The organism is Siphonobacter sp. SORGH_AS_1065 (assembly GCF_030818595.1).
Taxonomy (GTDB): Bacteria; Bacteroidota; Bacteroidia; order Cytophagales; family Spirosomataceae; genus Siphonobacter.
In genome coordinates, this window is sequence record NZ_JAUTAM010000004.1 from 564857 (window position 1) to 583728 (window position 18872).

Below are 18872 nucleotides of genomic sequence, written 5' to 3' on the forward strand. Positions count from 1 at the left end.
CTGCTTATTAAAACTATCTTCTGGGCTTAACGAACTTCTTTTTTGATCCAGCATTCTTCTTGAGGTCCGTCGTTCGAAAGCCTTCAAATTTGGAAATCAGACCTTTGGCTCCTACCGCCCAGCCATCTTTTCCTGCAAAACTAACGGCATGAAAGGGAGAATCGTCCAGCTTTCGCCAGCTTTTTCCGCCATTCATGGAATATCCCGTGCCAGAAGGCCCAACGGCAATGAGCCGTTCTACAAGGGCATTACCCGTTGCTTCACCACCTATGCCGCGGTATTCCTGCCGAAAAACTGTGACGGCTTCTTTTAGGCCGGGGGGCGTCGTTGAGTTTAATAACTGCCAGGTTTTACCGCCGTCCTGAGTGGTCATTACATTTTGAGTAGAATCACTCACATGCAGATAGTCACCACCAACGGCGATGCCCCGCAGCCGATTGTAAAAATGAAGGCCAAAAATACCCGAGGTTTTCCCGGCGTTCAAAGGGGTTTCTGTGACTTCCCAGGAAAGGCCATAGTCCTTCGAGCGAAAGACACGGGCATGGTGAGAACCGCCAGTACCGATCCAGGCCCAGCCTTTGCCAGCAATGACCATTGACGTACCGCTGGCCGCAAAAGCCGCTTCGCCGTCCTGAATGGCAGGAAAATGATCCCGAGCAACTTCATGCCAGATTTTGCCGCCGTCGGTAGTGGTTAATACAAAGAATTTTTTGTCAATGGGATCGCCGAAGCAAATCCCCCGATCCTTATCCCAGAATTCGATTCCATCCAGAAAAGCCCCTTTCTGATTGGTTTGATAAACCATTTTCCAGCTTTTTCCGGCATCTTCCGTTCGGTAAATCCGGGCCGCTCCTTTATCAGCGTCTCCAGCACTCATCGCAACAGCTACCTCCGAATCGAAAGCGTGTATGTCCCGAAAATCCAGAGATTCTGCTCCAGGAACGTGATGTATTTCCCAACTCTGACCTCCATCCTGGGTTCGCAACACCTGCCCTTTGGTACCTCCTACCCAGCATACTTGGGCAGAAATGGCACAGACAGCCCTAAAGCTGGCGTCAGTTCCCGAGGGTTGAACCTGCCACTGCCCCCAAACACGGGAGGAGAACAGAAGAAGTATAAAGAGTTTTTTAATACACATGGATTTCCCTAAAAAATGAAACGTTGGGAGTAAAAATAAAGATTTCCCTTTCAAAATGCATTTTGAAAGGGAAAACGATTCACTACCCTACGTAATTAAACGTCGGTTTTCTTATTTCCAAAAAAATAACGACTAACGAAAGAAATAACTTATACCCTTATTCTTCCTGATATACGATTTAAGAAGGGTCTACTGACTCAGACTGGACTCCCGCTTAGAAGTTTTATTGTTCACTTTCACGAAATAACGTCGGCACCGCTCACATTGGTAATAGCGAGCATCGGTGAAACAGAATAAGAAACGGATAAGTGCGGGTCGTGATTGACGTTCAATGGACGTCGAGCGACAGTAAGGACACTGACGCTTCTGAGTTATGGGAAACATAGAGCCGTAAAATATAAAGTTCTGGGGAGAAAAGTAAGTGCCGTAAAACTATAGAAAATTACTCAAATTTTTCAGCCCCAAACATTAAATTACATGCTACAATCCCTTAAATTAATCTTTATTAAAATTAAGTATAAAAACCTATTTATCCTACTTCTACTTCAATTCGTCCAATTCAATAAAACCACCCGTGAGAATCGTTAACTGAAGACGTTCCTCCAGACTTTCATCCGTAACCAACGCAATTTTAAATAACTCGGCTTTTCTACCAATTAGTTGCGTTAATGCCTGAACAATGCTTCGGGTTTCCAACATGGTCACGGGCTTTTTCGAGCTGCTTTTGATCAGGAGAAGAATACGACGAATGGGCTGTGAACGACTTCCTTCAAAGGTCTGGTTTAGCTGTAACAGACATGCGTCCAGACGCGTGGGCGAATCAATGACTACTTGCGTAAAGAAAGCAGGGCCGCTTTTGCTTAATACGGCCCGAACATCGTTCAAATCGGTATTGATTTCTTCAGAAGTAACGACAATATCGGGAATCATCCGGGCGGCCTGCAAGACTAAATCATCAGCAGCGGCGTAGAATTCAGTAATACTTAAGTCATCCGCAAAGGTTTTCTCCAGATTATCGAGCGAAAACGCAACGACCGAATCGCAGTAAAGCACCAGATGTTTTAGGCCAATTTCGGCAGCCTGAATGGTTTCGTACCCCTCCGAAGAAAAGGGCATGGTAACGCAGGCTACCGTCAACAAATCCTGCTGACGAGCAATTTCGGCAATAATCGGAGCCGCCCCCGAACCCGTACCACCCCCTAAACCCGTCACGAGTATCACTGCCCCAGTGGAGCTATCCAGTAACTCCCGAATGGCGGGTTTCTGAGTAGAAGCCCATTGACGTACCTGCTGATCGTTCAGGCCCGATCCGGCTCCGATGGTACCGAGCGGTAAGGTTCGGTCGAAACCCTTCAGCATTGAAAAATCAGTATGACAGGGAATGAGCTCCACGCCGGGCAAATTCAGCGTAGCCAGTTTTTTTAAAACCGAGCATCCCGCTCCACCAATACCAATGATTTTGACTCCCCTAGTGGTCTGATTTTTAGATACGGTATTCTGTTGAGCTACAACCGTCTGATTCACTTCCACGAATGTTTATTTGCCGTAAATAACCTAATTTTTCTTAAAAATCCCTATTCTTTTACCGGACGTGGCGGTAAGCCGCGTTCTTCCCGCCAGGCTTCTACATCCATCCGAACGCCTTCCCCGGCAATGAGAAAGGCCAGACGTAACTGCCAGGATTGATAGGTATCGCCAAAGTTTTCAAGTAAGGGCCCAATGGGAGCATTTTCAGCAATGGGAATCCCTAGCTGACGAGCCGCTTCCAGAATGGTTTCTTTCGTCCGCTCGGAGATAAACTTCGTTAAATCAATGGTTTCACCTTCCGCTTTTAGTTTTTGTAAGTGACTAAAAATGGTAGATATGGCCAGGCTTCGTTGCTCAGCCATTTCTTCAATGGATAAATTCCGCTTGTATAACTCCAGGGTTAAAGCATAGGTTTGCCCTTTCTCGGTTCGAACGGCCTGCGGATTTTCCTGAATAAACGCCAGAATTTCGTTAATAAAAACCTCGCCAAACTGCCGATCTTTCTGCTCACCTACCCCCGAAATCTGCAAAAACTGAGCGTGGTTCAAGGGACGCTTCTGAGCCATGTCGGATAAAGTAGCATCACTGAAAACCACGAAAGGCGGCATTCCCAGTGAATCGGCAATTTGTTTACGGAGTGTACGTAAGCGTTCAAACAGGGCATCCCGAACCACTTCGCGTTTGGTTTTAGAAGCTTTTTCTTCGGCTTCTATTTCCTGACTTTTACGTTTTTCAAAGGGCACAAACTGCACCAGAGAAACGGGCCGGTTCCCACGTAATACCTGCGTACTCATCTCATTCAGTTTAAAGGCATGGCCTTCGTCGTAGGCAATGTCAATGATCCCCGAATTGAGTAACTGTCCGATGTATTCCACCCACTCCTCCGTCTTCAAATCCCGTCCGACTCCATAGGTTTTCAACTGATCATACCCATGACGAAGAATATTCTGATTGTGACTGCCTCGCAGAATATCAATGAGCATTCCCATTGCAATTTTCTGATCCGTTCGGGCAATGGCTGAAAGTGCTTTCTGGGCAATAACGGTTCCGTCAATGAGCGTTCTCGGATTCCGACATACATCGCAATTGCCACAGTCTTTTTCAACAGTTTCGTTAAAGTAACTAATCAGAATCCGGCGTCGGCAAATGTCCGCCTGAGCGTACTGCTTCATGCGATCCAGCTTTGCTTTGAGCAAGTCTTTCTGCTCCGTACTCTGTTCCGATTTGATAATCATTTCGGTCAGTTGGGCAACGTCCTGGTAGCTATAAAAAAGTACGGTATCGGCAGGTAACCCATCCCGCCCCGCCCGGCCAATTTCCTGATAGAAACTTTCGACATTTTTGGGCAGGTTGTAATGAATGATCCAGCGTACGTTCGATTTATCAATGCCCATGCCGAAGGCAATCGTCGCTACGATAATCTGAATGTCATCTTTCAGAAACTCTGCCTGGGTTTGCGTTCGGTAAGCTGCGTCGCAACCCGCATGGTAATATTTTACCTGATACCCCTCCTTCTGCAAGCTCGCCGCCACGGTTTCGGTTGACTTCCGGCTCAGGCAATAAATAATTCCGGGCTGATTGGGGTGTTCGTCCAGAAAATCCTGAATTTGTTGCAGGCGTTTACGTCCTGGCAATACGGTCAAACTCAAATTCGGACGGTCAAAACTAGCCAGAAACGTAGGAGCGTCGGGAATACCCAATTGATGAAGAATATCCTTCCGGGTAACCTTATCGGCAGTGGCTGTCAGAGCAATAATGGGTACTTCGGGAAAACTTTCTTTAATGCGATGTAACTGCGTATATTCTGGCCGGAAGTCGTGCCCCCAGAAGGAAATACAGTGTGATTCATCCACCGCAAACAGGCTTATTTTCTGCTCTTTCAGCCAGTTGAGAAAATTACCGGCGAACAAACGCTCGGGAGAAACGTATAATAATTTCAACTCGCCAAGCTTTACTTTCCAGATGACCGATTCCTGCTCGGAGTTACTCAAAGTAGAATTCAGAAAAGCCGCCGGAATGCCATTCGCCACCAGCCCCTGCACCTGATCCTGCATGAGAGCAATGAGCGGAGAAATGACAATCGTCAGACCGTCCAGCACCATTGCCGGCACCTGGTAACAAACCGACTTTCCACCACCCGTGGGCATCAGTACCAGACAATCTTTTCCCGCCAGAACCGTGTCGATAATATCAGCCTGAAGGGGTCTGAACTGATCGTAACCAAAATATTGTTTGAGAACCTGCTCTTTCGTTGAAATCATTAATGACATAAAAGCTATGTTTACAAATAGGACTAGGTGGAATTTATTATCAGTGAATCAGGTATTTATATTTTTACCCTCAAAAGTAATGAAGGGATCAAATCAGACTTTACCAATGAATAAATACGAAGGATAATCATCGTTTGTTACCATTACATAAAGCGTATGTTATGGAATTATTAATCTTACCTTAAAGTAATTTTCATGAAAGGATAACACTCTTTTAAAGCCATAAATTTCATTTAACTTTGTATGGAGCTAAAAATACTTCCCCATGAGCACTACGCCCGCCTACAAAATCCTTTTGGTGGACGATGATCCCGACATTATTGAATTACTTCAATATAATCTTGAAAAAGAGGGATACGACATTGAATCGGCCTACGATGGCAAAAAAGCCGTTGAAATTGCCCGAAATTTTTCTCCAGACCTTGTATTGTTAGATATCATGATGCCCCAGCAGGATGGCATCGAAACCGCTCGCCAGTTGCGTGAGCTGGCCGAAATGAAGGGCAGTTACATTCTTTTCCTGACGGCCCGTTCGGAGGAGTATTCAGAAATTGCGGCCTTCGAAATTGGAGCCGACGACTACATCACCAAGCCCATCAAACCCCGGGCTCTGATGAGCCGGATTAAGGCCCTGTTCCGCCGGGAAGCTCAGAAAACCGATCCCGGTGATCGCATCGAAACGGCTGGTTTGTCCATTAACCGACAAAACTATACGGTGACGGGTAACTTTGGTTCGGTGGTTCTGCCTAAAAAAGAATTTGAACTGCTGTTTTTCCTGGCTCAGCACCCAGACAAAGTTTTCAATCGGGAAGAGTTACTGCAACGCATCTGGGGTGCCGACATCTATGTGCTGGAACGTACCGTAGACGTACACATTCGAAAGCTCCGCGAAAAAATTGGTGAAACCTACATTAAAACCCTAAAAGGCGTAGGCTACATGTTCAACGCCGAGGGCGAATAAGGCGGTTTATGTTTAGGGTTTAGAGTTTTGAGTTCTTTTTAACCCAAAACTCTAAACCGCAGCGGCGGCCACCCTAAACTTTAAAACCCTAAACTCTACGCATGTCCCCCCTAAATCCTAAGGTAATTTCTTTGCTGCTGGCCGTTTTGATTTCGGCGATTACCAGCGGGTTTCTCTGGTTCGTTCCCGGTACGCCCGGCGGCACGATCTTCATTGCCGGAGCCACTTCTTTCTTTGCTACACTCATTCTGGTTTTTTACGTGCTGGATTATCTGATTTTCGAAGAAATCAATAAAATCTATGACACGATTCAGCGATTGAAACTCAGTGATTTTAGCTTTTCGAAAAAGAAAGTAGCCAAGAGCGTCAATCCGTTGAAAAAGCTTAACAACGACATCTTCGTTTACGTCGCTAAGAAGCAGCGGGAAATTGACGAGCTCCGTCGAATGGAACAATTTCGCCGGGAGTTTCTGGCCGATGTTTCACACGAATTAAAAACGCCCATTTTTGCCGCTCAAGGCTTCATTCATACGTTAATTGACGGAGCTAAAGACGACGAACGCGTTCGGGATAAATTCCTGCAAAAAGCCGCGAAAAGTCTTGATGGCCTGGATGTACTGGTAGCTGACCTGTTAACCCTTTCTCAAATTGAAGCGGGTGAAATTAAAATGCACCGTGAACGCGTAGATGTGATTAAGGTTACGCAGGAGGTAATTGAACAGCTGGAACCGCGAGCCAATCAGCGAAACATCAAGGTAAAGCTTCATACGTTTCATAATCAGATCTTTGTCAAGGCCGATGCCTACCGCATTTCACAAGCGTTGACCAACCTGATTGACAATGCCATTAAGTATGGTCGCGATGGAGGAAAGGTGGATGTAACGTTTACCGAAGATAAAAAGGACTGGACCATCGAGGTGAAAGATGACGGCCCGGGCATTCCTCCCGAACACCTGAATCGCATTTTCGAACGTTTTTACCGCGTAGAAAAGTCACGTTCCAAAGAAAAAGGCGGCACCGGACTGGGGCTAGCCATTGTAAAGCACATTGTCAATGCTCATAAATCGAAAATTACCGTGATGAGTCGCGTTGACAAAGGAACTACGTTCAGTTTCAAGCTTGATAAAATTGATGAAAAGATGGCGTATTCATTGCAATTGTAAGTTACGTACCGTCTAAAGAACACCCCGTACGATCCTTTCATTACCTAGGTTTTAATCAATCCTCTATAGCGGTTAATTTACTCATTACCAATACGCTACCTAAAAACGGGTCTCAGCCACTGAACTGAGGCCCGTTTTTTTATTGATTTATACGCATACTCACTCTTATCAACGCTAGTATGGAAAAAGAAAAATTAACAACAGCAGCTCGATTACTTCTGGGAGGTTCCCTCGTTTTCGCCGGAATCAGTCACTTAACCTTTGCCAGAAAAGATTTTAAAGCTCAGGTGCCTAACTGGGTTCCTCTCAAAAAAGACGATACGGTAGTGTATTCGGGTTACGCCGAAATTGCTTTAGGGGCCAGCCTTCTTTTAACGAATAAGAAAAATAAAAAGGCCGTTGGTAAAATTGCTGCGTCCTTCTTTACGGCTGTTTTCCCGGGTAATATCGCTCAATACACTCACTCTCGTGATGCCTTCGGACTCGATACTGACAATAAACGATTGGTCCGTTTGTTATTCCAACCTTTACTGGTGTATTGGGCTTTGAAGAGTACGGATAATGTGTAAGTTATACCAACTATCCAAACACTTATGCTGTTTAGGTAGTTGGTATTTTTCATCATTCACAAGTAAAATGAAGTAAGAGAAAATCTCTCTAACCTTAGTCAAGCATAAAACTAAGTGGAAGATTATATCTTGACTTAACCGCCTGCCCTCTTTGCTTGCCCGGCTCCCACTTGCCAGCCATATACTCAATGACGCGTATGGCTTCATAGGACAAAGGGTTACCCGGGCTTTTTAATACTTTAATGTCTGAAATACCGCCTTTCGAATCAATAATAAATGAAGTAAATACTTTGCCCTGCATACGCGACCGTTGAGCTTCAACAGGATACCTCATAGCTTTAGCTAGGAATGAATACATCGCTTTAACACCACCTTTAAACTCGGCCGATTCTTCTATGACTTTATACGCATATGCTTTTCCTAGCGAATCATAACTTACACCAGAATCAAGAATGCCTTTCGTATACTGCTCTTCGTATAAGGGGTGTCTGCTCTTTCTGAACGCTTTCCATACACCTACTTTCTCACCTGATTCGTAACGCCCTATTTCTTTTACTTCTCCATTTTCAAAGAAAGTTCTAAAATCTCCCGTACCATTTTCTACCAGTGTATTACCCGTTGAATCTTTATAGGTATCTACTATAAATTCCTGATACTGATTTGTATATTCTTTATGTTTAACTACCCGAGTTACATAGTTACCTTCTTCTTTTAGCTGGCCATTAGAATAGTATCTTTTCCAGAGACCTTTTTGGCGGCCATTCTCATAAAATCCCTCAGATTCAATCTGTTGATTATCGTAATAACTTACATATCTCCCATGAAAAACGAAGGGTAATATATTTCTTACATAGGCTTCTGACTGTAGCACATTAGTTTTTGAATATTGAATAACCCGATACGTAGTGTCATTTATTTTAGTAATATCCCGATAATACTGAGCTACGTTTTCGGTTTGAACTTCTTCTCCGTCTTTCGTATAAAAAATTCTATAAACAGACTGGGCCTGAACCTGATTCCAAACGAGTAAGGCAAAAAGTAAAATGTATTTCATAACTAGAGAAATTAGGTAAACACGTATTAATGAACAATTATGCAAGCAAATGTATAAATTAAGTATTTGTCTTGAATAGTCCTAACCATTACTAATAGGACTGTCGGCAAAAAATAACCCTCGATTCGTTTCATCATGTCCCTATACTCACAAAATCATTTTTCTTATTTACTAGAATAACAGCCCTTGGAAAATCCATTCATACCAAGCTCATTACTACTCTACCTAACATCTTCATCAATTCTTTACCTACCCTTATTATGGCTATAGATACAAATTCTATAAAACCAATAGATAGCGTATTCCCAAAACTAAAAAAGCTGTCGATTTGCATCAACAGCTTTTTATTAATTGATCTCTAAGACTTATAAAAGGTAGATTAACCTACTCGTTTGGCTTTATATCCTTTTTCGAGTAACCATTTCAAGGCTTTGTCCCGCTGGTCTCCCTGCACGATAATTTCGCCATCTTTAGCCGAACCGCCTACGCCACAAAGCGTTTTTAGTTTCTTACCTAAATCCGCTAAATCATCTTCCGTTCCAACGAAACCCGTTACTAAAGTTACCTGTTTACCCCCGCGTAATTTCTTATCCAGTTGCACTTTCAGGTTCTGCTGCTGGGGTGGCAAGGTAGCCGCCTCCGAAGCTTCATCAGACTGATACTGAAAATCAGGATCTGTTGAATACACTACGCCGGTATAGTTCTTCTTTGCCATCTTTTTTTAGTTGTTAGTTGGTTGTTGTTAGTTGATAGTCTTTTGTTTTACTAACAACTATTAACCAACAACAACCAACCCCAAAATTATACTTTCTCGCCGTAGAGGGCTTCGCGTTGTTCTTTGATGCGGTTATCGGTTAAGTACTCATCGAAGGTCATGAGTTTATCCAGACAACCTTTAGGCGTTAACTCGATGATCCGGGTGGCTACAGTTTGCGTCAACTGGTGATCATGGCAGGCAAACAACATCACACTTGGGAAGTCTTCCATTCCCTTGTTCAGGGCCTGAATAGATTCCAGGTCCAAGTGGTTGGTAGGTTCATCGAGTAAGAGTACGTTCGCTCCCGAGAGCATCATTTTCGAGAACATGCAACGTTGTTTTTCACCCCCGGATAATACGGTAGACTTCTTCAGGGCTTCTTCACCCGAGAAGAGCATCCGGCCCAGGAAGCTACGCACAAACGTCTCGTCTTTTTCTGCCGAATACTGACGTAACCAGTCCACGAGGTTCAGGCTTCCGTCTGAGAAGTACTTCGTGTTATCGTTAGGCAGGTAACTTTGCGTGGTAGTTACTCCCCAGTTGAACGTTCCGGTGGTGGGTTTACGCTCGCCCATCAGAATGTCGAACAGAGCCGAAACGGCCAGACCATCTTTACTCAGGAAAGCGATTTTCTGATCGTTCAGGGTATTAAAGGACAGATTTTTGAACAGGGTAGTACCGTCCTCCAAGACGTAACTCAGGTTCTCTACGCTTAATACCTGATCGCCAATTTCACGTTCGGGTTTGAAACCGATGTAAGGATACCGACGGCTGGAAGGCTTGATTTCATCCACCTGAAGTTTATCCAACATCTTCTGACGAGCCGTTGCCTGACGGGATTTCGCCACGTTGGCCGAGAAACGACGGATGAACTCTTCCAATTCTTTACGCTTTTCATCAGCCTTTTTATTCTGATCGGCTTTCTGACGAGCGGCCAACTGACTTGATTCGTACCAGAAGGTGTAGTTACCCCCATAAATCTGGATTTTACCAAAGTCAAGGTCAGCAATATACGTACAAACGTTATCCAGGAAGTGACGGTCGTGGCTGACTACGATTACCGTATTCTTGAAGTTCATTAAAAACTCTTCGAGCCACAGGATGGAATCAATGTCCAAGTTGTTCGTAGGCTCATCGAGTAACAGAATATCAGGGTTACCAAACAGGGCTTGAGCTAACAGCACCTTCACTTTTTCGGAAGGGTTCATGTCAGCCATCAGCGTGTAGTGAGTGTCTTCTTTGATACCCAGACCGGATAATAAAGCTGCTGCATCGGACTCAGCTTCCCAACCGTTCATTTCGGCAAATTCTGCTTCCAGATCAGCCGCCCGGTTACCGTCCTCTTCGGTGAAATCTGCTTTTGCGTAGATTTCATCCTTTTCAATCATTACTTTATACAGCCTGTCGTTACCCATGATTACCGTGTTCAGAACGGTCTGATCATCATAGGCATTCTGGTTTTGATTCAGAAACGACATCCGCTCACCGGGATCCAGCGTTACCGAGCCCGTGGTGGGTTCAATTTCTCCCGAAAGGATTTTTACAAAGGTAGATTTTCCGGCTCCGTTGGCACCAATCAAGCCATACACGTTACCCGGAACAAATTTTAAGTTTACGTCTTCAAATAAAACCCGCTTTCCGAAGCGGAGCGAAATATTACTTACTGATAGCATCTAGTATCTGGTTTTCAAAGTGCAAAGGTACGGATTTTCAGGCGGTTTTTAGAAAGCTTCCCTGAGGTTTTCGGGTGAATATCCTCTCTACTGAATCGCTGCCAGCATGGCCTGGCCAGCGACATTCTAGGCTTTCTTTCCGAAATCCTGCTGGCAACCTCCTGAGCTTTCCTTTATACTATTCAAACACGTATATTGTCCAAAAAGTTGAGCTAGGTATCATGAGTACAGAAGTATTAGAAAAATTCGGCGGTTACGTGCGGGTGCGAGTGTGTGGCATTGCCGTGCAGGAAGATCGAGTATTGGTCATCAAACATAAAGCCTTATTTCATGACGGTTCATTCTGGTCGCCGCCGGGTGGTAGTCTGGAATTTGGGGAGTCCATTCCAGAAGCGTTAATCCGTGAATTTCAGGAAGAAACGCAGTTAACCGTTGAAGCAGGCGAGCTACTTTTCGTGAATGAGTTTATCCGTTCGCCTTTGCATACGCTGGAATTATTTTTCCGCGTTTCTGTTATCTCGGGAAACTTATTACTGGGCCATGATCCAGAGTTTACCCAACAGATTATGGAAGAAGCTGCCTGGTTATCCTGGTCAGAACTGAAAGCCCTGCCTGCTGATCATGTGCATTCCATTTTCCATAAATACCAGTCGCTGGAAGCCTTACTTCAACCCGGTGGTTACGGCCTCCAGTAGAGAGGCTGGTTGATTGCGTCTGGGTAAAAGACATTTTGATTGATTTGAAAGTAGTTTCATTCCCCGACCAGACGCGATTAATCGCGTCTCTACTGGTAAGGTTCCCTATTCTTCCGACCCAAATTTCTTATCTTTGTTTTTGTGAATACACCGAAATCTGATACCCCAACGCCCGCGTTTCTGCTTCGGCAGAAGTTCCCTTTTCAGCCCACCAAAGGTCAGCTGGAGCTTTTTAATTTGATGGAAAAATTTCTATCCAATGACGATGCTCAGACCTTTCTGTTGAAAGGATATGCGGGTACGGGGAAAACCACGCTCATCAGCACGTTGGTGAAAAGTCTGCCTAAACTGGGTTTTCGAACGGTATTGCTAGCTCCTACTGGACGAGCAGCCAAGGTCATGGCGACGTACTCCCGAAAAAAAGCCACGACGATCCACAAAAAAATCTATCGTCAGGTTACGAATAAATACAGCGGCGGCCTGGAATTTCGTCGTCAGAATAACTACCATACCAATACGGTTTTCATCGTTGATGAGGCCTCCATGATTGCTGACGAAGCTGATTTTGGCGGCATGCAGGGTTTGTTAACTGACCTGGTGGAATACACGTTTGGTAATGAAGAAGGAGACCCTAACAAACTGGTTTTTGTGGGTGACCTGGCTCAGTTACCTCCCGTGGGTAAAGATGATAGTCCAGCTCTGGATGCTTCCTATTTACGAGACAACTTTCACATGTCCGTGATGGAAGTGGAAATGACGGAGGTTATGCGGCAGGATAACGATTCAGGAATTCTGGCCAATGCGACCCGATTACGGGAAATTCTCTGGGATAAAATTCCTGAAATTCGTCTCATCACTAAAGGTTTCCGGGACTGCTACCGCATGACGGGCGAGAAACTGGAAGACGGTTTGAATTATGCTTATCGGAAATACGGCGAGGAAAATACCATTGTCATTACCCGCTCCAACAAAACGGCGGTAGCTTATAACCGATACATTCGAGCCCGGATCAAGTATCAGGAAGATGAAATTTCAACGGGCGACCGGCTGATGGTGGTTCGGAATAATTATACCGTGCTGGACGAAGATTCTCCAGCGGGTTTTCTGGCCAATGGCGATTTTGTGGAAGTTCTGAAAATCAGAGGCTACGAAGAACAATACGGTCTACGTTTTGCCAATTGTCTGCTGCAACTTTCGGATTATCCCGATCAACCGCCGTTTGATGCCAAAATTACCCTTAATACCCTCGACAGTCCCTTACCTTCGTTGAGTAAAGAAGAAAATAAAATGCTTTACGATGGGGTATCTGCCGATTACGAACACATTGCTTCCAAACGCGAGCGGATGCAGGAGATTCGGAAAGATCCTTATCTGAATGCTTTGCAGGTGAAATTTGCCTATGCTCTTACCTGCCATAAATCGCAGGGCGGCCAGTGGAGTGCCGTTTTTGTTGATCAGGGTTACCTGACGCTGGAACAGGTAAATGCTGACTTTGTCCGATGGTTATATACCGCCATGACGCGGGCCAGCCTGGAAGTGTTTCTAGTGAATTTTCACAGTGATTTTTTTGAGTAACTTCTTACGAAAGCCGATTTTTATTAATCGGCTTTTTCTATTTTGCGATCGTCTTTATCTTTCAGCCACCTATCCTTTAACTAACTATCACTCAAACTATTGCCTTCTTTCAAGCCCTCACTGATTCTCTCTACCTGAACGACTTTTAATTTTCAGAAAGCCCGTTTGTAAGATTAGCTATTGCCTTTTATAACCTACACTAACAACCAATTCTTTACTTTATGAATACCGCCATACTTACGGTTGAGTAAGTGAAGTATATACAAAAGCGGCGTTTCCGTGCTGAAACGCCGCTTTCATAAGTTAATCTTCAAGATTTATTTTTTCTTGTCTCCCTTCGGCACCGATTGCAGGGGGTAGTTTACAGTTTTTTGCTGCAATATTTCCAGCCACTGCGTCCGGCGACCTTCAGAGGCTTCGGTTAGTTCTTCCTTGAGTTTGTTTTCGTGATAATCAGCCAAATCCACCAGAATATCCTTTAGTATCTCCAATCGTTCCGCTCCCAAAATTTCCTCGAACTTTCGATCAACCACCTTCGTGCATGACTGCCATTCCAGTGTAAAACGAGCTCCTTTATTGGTAATTTTTACTAATACTGAACGAGCATCGTCGGGGTGCTTTTCCGTTTCTACGTATCCCTGCTCCTGCAACTCCTTCACAATCTTGCTAACAGCCTGTTTGGTAATACCCAGGACGGCGGCTAGCTCATTAATAGTCGAACCGTCCAAATCAATATGTACCATTAATACCAAATGTCCCAGTCGATACGACTCATGGCCCGATTCCGCCAATTTCTGGCTTGAAACATCCACCACTATTCTGAAAGCCCTACTTAGTAACCGTCCCATGATCCGGTTCCGGTGAGCTTTAAATGCTTCGAGCCTTTCTTTTAATTCCTTGTCCATCACTTTATATGCTCAGAAAAGATTTCAAAATATTCGAAAATCTTTTCTTTTTCAGTTTAATGTAAATTTAATATTAATTAAAAAAGTACAAAATACAAATCATAGGTTTCAATTTATGTTTCCAGGAACATTTTCTATAAAATCAATCACCAAAACACAAATAATTGATTTACAATCATTTAATAATAATAATCGCCATTATATGCCGTAGTCTTTGAGGAACTTTGGTATTTAAGGCACAAATCCTATGCAAAAATAGTTATAAAAAAATAATAGTCAACCTACTTGACTTTTTTAGTCAACTAAGTTTACATTTGCATTGTCAATTTAGTTGACTATCTCATTAAAGTATACGGGTCTGCATCCCATTTTAAAACCACTTATAAATAGATGTAATTATGGCTACGCCAGAACAATCTTCACTTCGCAAAATGTTACCCCGCGTTATTCTGGTCGTTGTACTGGGTGTGGGTGCGTGGTTCGGATTTTCCGCTTACCAGCATGCTCAAACACACGAAGAAACCGACAACGCTCAGATTGAAAGTTACCTCGTTCCCGTGCTTCCCCGTATCTCTGGATACGTAAAGTCAGTAAACGTCAATGATTACGACAAAGTAGAAAAAGGACAGTTGTTATTAGAGATTGACTCTGATGAATATCAACTGCAACTGGCGGAAATGGAGGCTACGTATCGTCAGATGGAAACGGACGTAGAAAACGCTAAAGCCAGCCTACGCAACGCCGAGCTGACAATCAAGGCTCAGGAATCGAACCTGAAAGCAACGGCTTTACGTCGGGATAAATCAAAATCAGACGCCGAACGCGACGCTCGTCTATTAGCGGATAAAGCCATCACCCGTAAGCAGTCGGACGACAGCCGTAACGCTGCGGACGTTCTTGAACAACAGTATGTAGCCGGTCAGGCTGATATTCTGGCTTCCCGTTCGCGGCTGGACGTACTACGTTCAGCGTTACACAAAGCCGAAGCTGCTTTGGACGTTCAGAAAGCCCGGATTGACCAGCAAAAACTGAAACTGACGTATTCTAAAGTATATGCTACTTCGTCGGGCCGGATTGGCCGCAAGAGCGTAGAACCCGGCCAGTATATTCAGAATGGACAAACGGTAATGACCGTTGTGCAGGACAGTACGCTTTGGGTGGTTGCCAACTTCAAGGAAACGCAGGTAGAACATTTACGCATGGGTGCTGAGGCAATCATCACAGCAGATGCATTCCCTAACCAGCCGATGAAAGGCAAAATCGTTTCTTTCAGTGAAGCCACCGGTGCCAAATTCTCCCTGTTACCTCCCGATAACGCTTCGGGTAACTTCGTAAAAGTAACCCAGAAGATTCCCGTGAAAATTGAAATTGAAGACTTACCCAAATACCGTCAGCAACTCCGTGCCGGTATGAACGTGGAAGTTAGCGTGAAAACCAAATAGGTTTTGAGTTTAGTGTTTTGGGTTTAGCGTTCCAAATGACTAAAACCCAAAAACGCTAAACCCAAAATGCTAAACAGAACTAAACATGGCAATAACCTATCCAACCGGATTTAAGCGGGCTATTATTGTTGCTACGGCAATTTCCGCTGCCATCATGGAGTTGATTGACACGACGATTGTGAACGTGGCATTGAACCAGATGGCCGGATCGCTGGGAGCAACCATCGAGGACATCGCCTGGGTAGTGACCTCGTACGCCATCGCCAACGTAATTATCATTCCGATGACGGGCTTCTTGGCCGAGTACTTTGGCCGGAAAAACTATTACCTCACCTCCATTGTCATCTTTACCATTGCTTCCTATTTCTGCGGTCAGTCTACGGATTTATGGGAGTTAGTATTCTGGCGTTTCATTCAGGGTGTGGGAGGTGGAGCCTTGCTTTCTACCTCGCAGGCCATCATTTTTGATGCCTTCCCTCCCGAAAAACGCGGTATTGCTTCTGGTATCTTTGCCATGGGTATTATCATGGGCCCTACCTTTGGTCCTGTATTAGGGGGTATTATTGTGGAAGATTACCACTGGGCCAACATCTTCCTGGTGAACATTCCCGTCGGTATTCTGGCGGCAGTGTTAACCATGCTCTACATCGATAAGAAAGAAGGCGAAGGCCAAAAGAAAGATCAAATTAAAATTGATTACATCGGTATTCTTCTGTTGATGGTCGGTATTGGTTCCCTTCAGTTTATGCTGGAAAAAGGTGAATCAGAAGACTGGTTTGAGTCCCGACTTATTGTGATGATAGCGATTACCGCCACCATTGGCATGGTGGGATTCATCTGGCGGGAATTAACCACCGATCACCCCGTCGTTGACTTACGGGTAATGGCTAAAGGAACACTGGGGGTAACCACAATCTTCAGCTTCGTGGCGGGTATTGGTCTATTTACGGCCATGTTTGTGTACCCCGTAATGGTTCAACGGATTAACGGATATACCCCAACGATGACGGGTTTGTCATTACTCTGGCCGACGCTGATCGGGGTCTTCATGATGCCGATTGTAGGAAGACGGTTATCAGCGGGAGCTTCTCCCCTGCCCTTCATTATCACGGGTATTTTGTTCATGATTGCCTTCGGTTTTTACGCCGGAACTTTCGATGATAACACGAGTCAATGGCAGTTTTTCCCCGCTCACATGATGCGGGTAATCGGGATTTCTCTGCTTCAGTTGCCCCTGACTAACCAAGCAGTAGCCGGACTTACCCCAAAAGAATACCCCAATGCCATCGCGATTAATAACATGATTCGGCAGTTAGGGGGAGCCTTTGGTGTAGCCTTGGCCAACAACTTCGTAGCCATCCGTTATGCTCAGCACCGCTCGGATTTAGTAGCCAATTTATACGAGGGAAATCCTTTACTGACGCAACGTTTGCAGGCCATGGGTGGAGCTACCATGCGAGCTTACCGAATGCTTGAACTAGCCGTTGACAAGCAGGCCTATCTGCTTTCTTATCTGGACACGTTCCGGGTAGTTGGTCTGTTCTTCATCCTTATTCTGCCCTTAACGATAGTCTTACGTCAGAAAAAGAAAAAATCAGCCGAAGAAATCGCCGCAGCCGCAGCCGCCATGGCCGAAGCCCATTAATAGGTTTAGAGTTTCGAGTTGAAGGTTTTGAGTTATGTACTCCGAACCCTAAACTCAAAACTCAAAACCCCAAACTCTCAACTAATCATGAAATTCTTCCCAGTACTGGCCCTCGTAGCTTTGACGAGTACGGCGGCCTTTGCTCAACAAAATAATGACGAGGTTCTGAATGGACTCATTCGTCAGTCGATTGCCTATTACCCCCAACTGAAACAACAACGCCAGGCCGTTTCTCTGAGCCAGAGCCGCACGCAATTAGCTGAATCGGGTAATAAGCCCACTGTTAGCGGAGACGCGAGCTACACGTACATCTGGCCTTTGCAGAAAGTAGCTTTCGAAATTCCCGGCTTAGGTTCCAATGCCATTCAGTTTGCTCCCCGGAATAACTATAACGTAGGCGTTTCCGTGAGTCAAACCGTGTATGACTGGGGAAAAACGAATGCAGCCATTGATAAAGCTCGTATCGAAAGCATTTTATCCGAGCAGAACGTAGAACAGGCTACTCATCAGCTAGCCTATCAGGTTGCTCAGATTTACTTCAGTATTGTCTATCTGCAAAAAGCCATTACCGTTCAGCTAGCCCAGGAGTCACTGGTGAGCGAAACGGCAAAGGTTATTGAAAACCGGATCAAAAGCGGGGATGAAATTGACTATAACCTGGTGGCTACGAACGTTCGTTACAAAAACGTAAGAACCCGTATTGTTGATTTACGTAACCAACTGGACCGTCAATTCATTCTGCTGAGTTCTTTGGTGGGGAAAGATGTTCACGCTGACATTCCTACCACGGGCAGCTTTGATTTGGCTACTCTGACTTCACAAGATTCCGTTTCGCTAGCCAATAACTGGGACATTCGGGTTTCGAAAACGAAGGAAATGGTCGCTGAGAAGGACATCGAGGCCGCGAAGGCTGCCAAGTTACCCTCGCTCTCATTCGTAGGCAATACGGGCTTTAAAAACGGTTTCCAGCCTGAAATTGATAAGTTCCGTTTCAATGGTGGCCTGGGTTTCCATTTATCCGCTCCGATTTATTCCGGCAAGCGTCATATCATTCAGGAAGACATCGCCCGCAAAAATCTTCAAATGAGTCAGTACGGCACGGAAGCGGCTTCCGTGGCGGTTCAGTCCCAACTGGATCAGGCTCGATCAGAATTACGTTCAACCTCTGAGAAACTGCGACTTTCAGAAACCCAGCTAGAAGAAGCCAAATATGGTCTGAAACTGGCGGACGTTCGCTTCCAGAACGGAGTCATTACCCAACTGGAAATTCAGTCCGCACAAACGGCTCTGGAAGAAGCAGAATTTCAACGTATCCAGTACCAATATCAGCAGGCCCTGGCACGTTTAGAAGTAAACCGACTGCTAGGCACAAAAATCTGGTAGTAGAGTTTGGGGTTGCGGGTTTAGCGTTGGGAGTTATTTGATCATTTCTATTCATCGAAGCACACTATTTTTATAGTGAACTCTAAACACAAAACTCACAACCCAAAACTTAACA

General features: G+C 44.9%; 15 protein-coding genes. 8 read left to right on the forward strand and 7 right to left on the reverse strand.

From position 1 onward, the window contains the following. Positions 1-13 precede the first annotated feature (13 nt). The 3 genes from QE390_RS03080 to recQ all read right to left on the reverse strand — a co-directional run bounded on the left by QE390_RS03080 (position 14) and on the right by recQ (position 4935). The gene (locus QE390_RS03080) at positions 14-1138 is read right to left on the reverse strand and encodes an oxidoreductase (protein ID WP_307141052.1); all 1125 of its coding nucleotides are present in this window, start codon (positions 1136-1138) and stop codon (positions 14-16) included. Positions 1139-1678: 540 nt separating this feature from the next. Beyond that, a complete protein-coding gene (locus QE390_RS03085; protein WP_307141053.1) occupies positions 1679-2662 on the reverse strand; it encodes a hypothetical protein in 984 nt (327 codons plus the stop codon). Positions 2663-2712: 50 nt separating this feature from the next. Beyond that, positions 2713-4935, reverse strand: a complete 2223-nt coding sequence (recQ, locus tag QE390_RS03090; RefSeq protein WP_307141054.1) for a DNA helicase RecQ — start codon at positions 4933-4935, stop codon at positions 2713-2715. 265 nt (positions 4936-5200) lie between these two features. Here recQ and QE390_RS03095 point away from each other — a divergent pair, with 265 nt between their 5' ends. The 3 genes from QE390_RS03095 (at position 5201) to QE390_RS03105 (ending at position 7628) form a co-directional block, all read left to right on the forward strand. Then, entirely contained in the window at positions 5201-5896 is a 696-nt protein-coding gene (locus QE390_RS03095; protein WP_106637917.1) for a response regulator transcription factor, read from the forward strand. A 101-nt stretch (positions 5897-5997) separates the two neighbouring features. Then, entirely contained in the window at positions 5998-7059 is a 1062-nt protein-coding gene (locus QE390_RS03100) for a cell wall metabolism sensor histidine kinase WalK (protein ID WP_106637916.1), read from the forward strand. Between the two features lie 179 nt (positions 7060-7238). Next, on the forward strand, positions 7239-7628 hold the full coding sequence (locus tag QE390_RS03105; RefSeq protein ID WP_106637915.1) for a hypothetical protein: 390 nt from the start codon (positions 7239-7241) through the stop codon (positions 7626-7628). A 94-nt stretch (positions 7629-7722) separates the two neighbouring features. Here QE390_RS03105 and QE390_RS03110 read toward each other — a convergent pair whose 3' ends face one another. From QE390_RS03110 to QE390_RS03120, 3 genes are all read right to left on the reverse strand, one after another. Next, positions 7723-8682 carry an energy transducer TonB gene (locus QE390_RS03110; protein WP_307141055.1) on the reverse strand — a complete coding sequence of 320 codons (960 nt, stop codon included), beginning with the start codon at positions 8680-8682 and terminating at the stop codon, positions 7723-7725. A gap of 379 nt (positions 8683-9061) precedes the next feature. After that, positions 9062-9397 carry a translation initiation factor gene (locus QE390_RS03115; RefSeq protein WP_307141056.1) on the reverse strand — a complete coding sequence of 112 codons (336 nt, stop codon included), beginning with the start codon at positions 9395-9397 and terminating at the stop codon, positions 9062-9064. A gap of 86 nt (positions 9398-9483) precedes the next feature. Beyond that, positions 9484-11112: an ABC-F family ATP-binding cassette domain-containing protein gene (locus tag QE390_RS03120; protein ID WP_106637912.1), complete on the reverse strand. Its 1629-nt coding sequence runs from the start codon at positions 11110-11112 to the stop codon at positions 9484-9486. A gap of 221 nt (positions 11113-11333) precedes the next feature. Here QE390_RS03120 and QE390_RS03125 point away from each other — a divergent pair, with 221 nt between their 5' ends. Beyond that, positions 11334-11807 carry an NUDIX hydrolase gene (locus tag QE390_RS03125; RefSeq protein ID WP_307141057.1) on the forward strand — a complete coding sequence of 158 codons (474 nt, stop codon included), beginning with the start codon at positions 11334-11336 and terminating at the stop codon, positions 11805-11807. Between the two features lie 141 nt (positions 11808-11948). Beyond that, positions 11949-13382, forward strand: coding sequence for an ATP-dependent RecD-like DNA helicase (locus QE390_RS03130; RefSeq protein WP_106637910.1), 1434 nt, complete (start codon positions 11949-11951; stop codon positions 13380-13382). 317 nt (positions 13383-13699) lie between these two features. Here QE390_RS03130 and QE390_RS03135 read toward each other — a convergent pair whose 3' ends face one another. Then, on the reverse strand, positions 13700-14287 hold the full coding sequence (locus QE390_RS03135; protein ID WP_307141058.1) for a MarR family winged helix-turn-helix transcriptional regulator: 588 nt from the start codon (positions 14285-14287) through the stop codon (positions 13700-13702). Between the two features lie 398 nt (positions 14288-14685). Here QE390_RS03135 and QE390_RS03140 point away from each other — a divergent pair, with 398 nt between their 5' ends. The 3 genes from QE390_RS03140 to QE390_RS03150 all read left to right on the forward strand — a co-directional run bounded on the left by QE390_RS03140 (position 14686) and on the right by QE390_RS03150 (position 18757). Next, positions 14686-15729: an HlyD family secretion protein gene (locus QE390_RS03140; RefSeq protein ID WP_106637907.1), complete on the forward strand. Its 1044-nt coding sequence runs from the start codon at positions 14686-14688 to the stop codon at positions 15727-15729. Between the two features lie 85 nt (positions 15730-15814). Next, positions 15815-17374, forward strand: a complete 1560-nt coding sequence (locus tag QE390_RS03145) for a DHA2 family efflux MFS transporter permease subunit (RefSeq protein WP_307141059.1) — start codon at positions 15815-15817, stop codon at positions 17372-17374. Between the two features lie 87 nt (positions 17375-17461). After that, positions 17462-18757, forward strand: coding sequence for a TolC family protein (locus QE390_RS03150; protein ID WP_307141060.1), 1296 nt, complete (start codon positions 17462-17464; stop codon positions 18755-18757). The last annotated feature ends 115 nt before the right edge of the window (positions 18758-18872 follow it).

Bases quoted from the DNA above. Each gene is read 5' to 3' on its own strand.
- QE390_RS03125 (WP_307141057.1), top strand. From the start codon at position 11,334: ATGAGTACAGAAGTATTAGAAAAATTCGGCGGTTACGTGCGGGTGCGA.
- QE390_RS03080 (WP_307141052.1), bottom strand. From the start codon at position 1,138: ATGTGTATTAAAAAACTCTTTATACTTCTTCTGTTCTCCTCCCGTGTT.
- QE390_RS03100 (WP_106637916.1), top strand. From the start codon at position 5,998: ATGTCCCCCCTAAATCCTAAGGTAATTTCTTTGCTGCTGGCCGTTTTG.
- QE390_RS03115 (WP_307141056.1), bottom strand. From the start codon at position 9,397: ATGGCAAAGAAGAACTATACCGGCGTAGTGTATTCAACAGATCCTGAT.
- QE390_RS03120 (WP_106637912.1), bottom strand. From the start codon at position 11,112: ATGCTATCAGTAAGTAATATTTCGCTCCGCTTCGGAAAGCGGGTTTTA.
- recQ (WP_307141054.1), bottom strand. From the start codon at position 4,935: ATGTCATTAATGATTTCAACGAAAGAGCAGGTTCTCAAACAATATTTT.
- QE390_RS03095 (WP_106637917.1), top strand. From the start codon at position 5,201: ATGAGCACTACGCCCGCCTACAAAATCCTTTTGGTGGACGATGATCCC.
- QE390_RS03105 (WP_106637915.1), top strand. From the start codon at position 7,239: ATGGAAAAAGAAAAATTAACAACAGCAGCTCGATTACTTCTGGGAGGT.
- QE390_RS03110 (WP_307141055.1), bottom strand. From the start codon at position 8,682: ATGAAATACATTTTACTTTTTGCCTTACTCGTTTGGAATCAGGTTCAG.
- QE390_RS03135 (WP_307141058.1), bottom strand. From the start codon at position 14,287: ATGGACAAGGAATTAAAAGAAAGGCTCGAAGCATTTAAAGCTCACCGG.
- QE390_RS03145 (WP_307141059.1), top strand. From the start codon at position 15,815: ATGGCAATAACCTATCCAACCGGATTTAAGCGGGCTATTATTGTTGCT.
- QE390_RS03140 (WP_106637907.1), top strand. From the start codon at position 14,686: ATGGCTACGCCAGAACAATCTTCACTTCGCAAAATGTTACCCCGCGTT.
- QE390_RS03150 (WP_307141060.1), top strand. From the start codon at position 17,462: ATGAAATTCTTCCCAGTACTGGCCCTCGTAGCTTTGACGAGTACGGCG.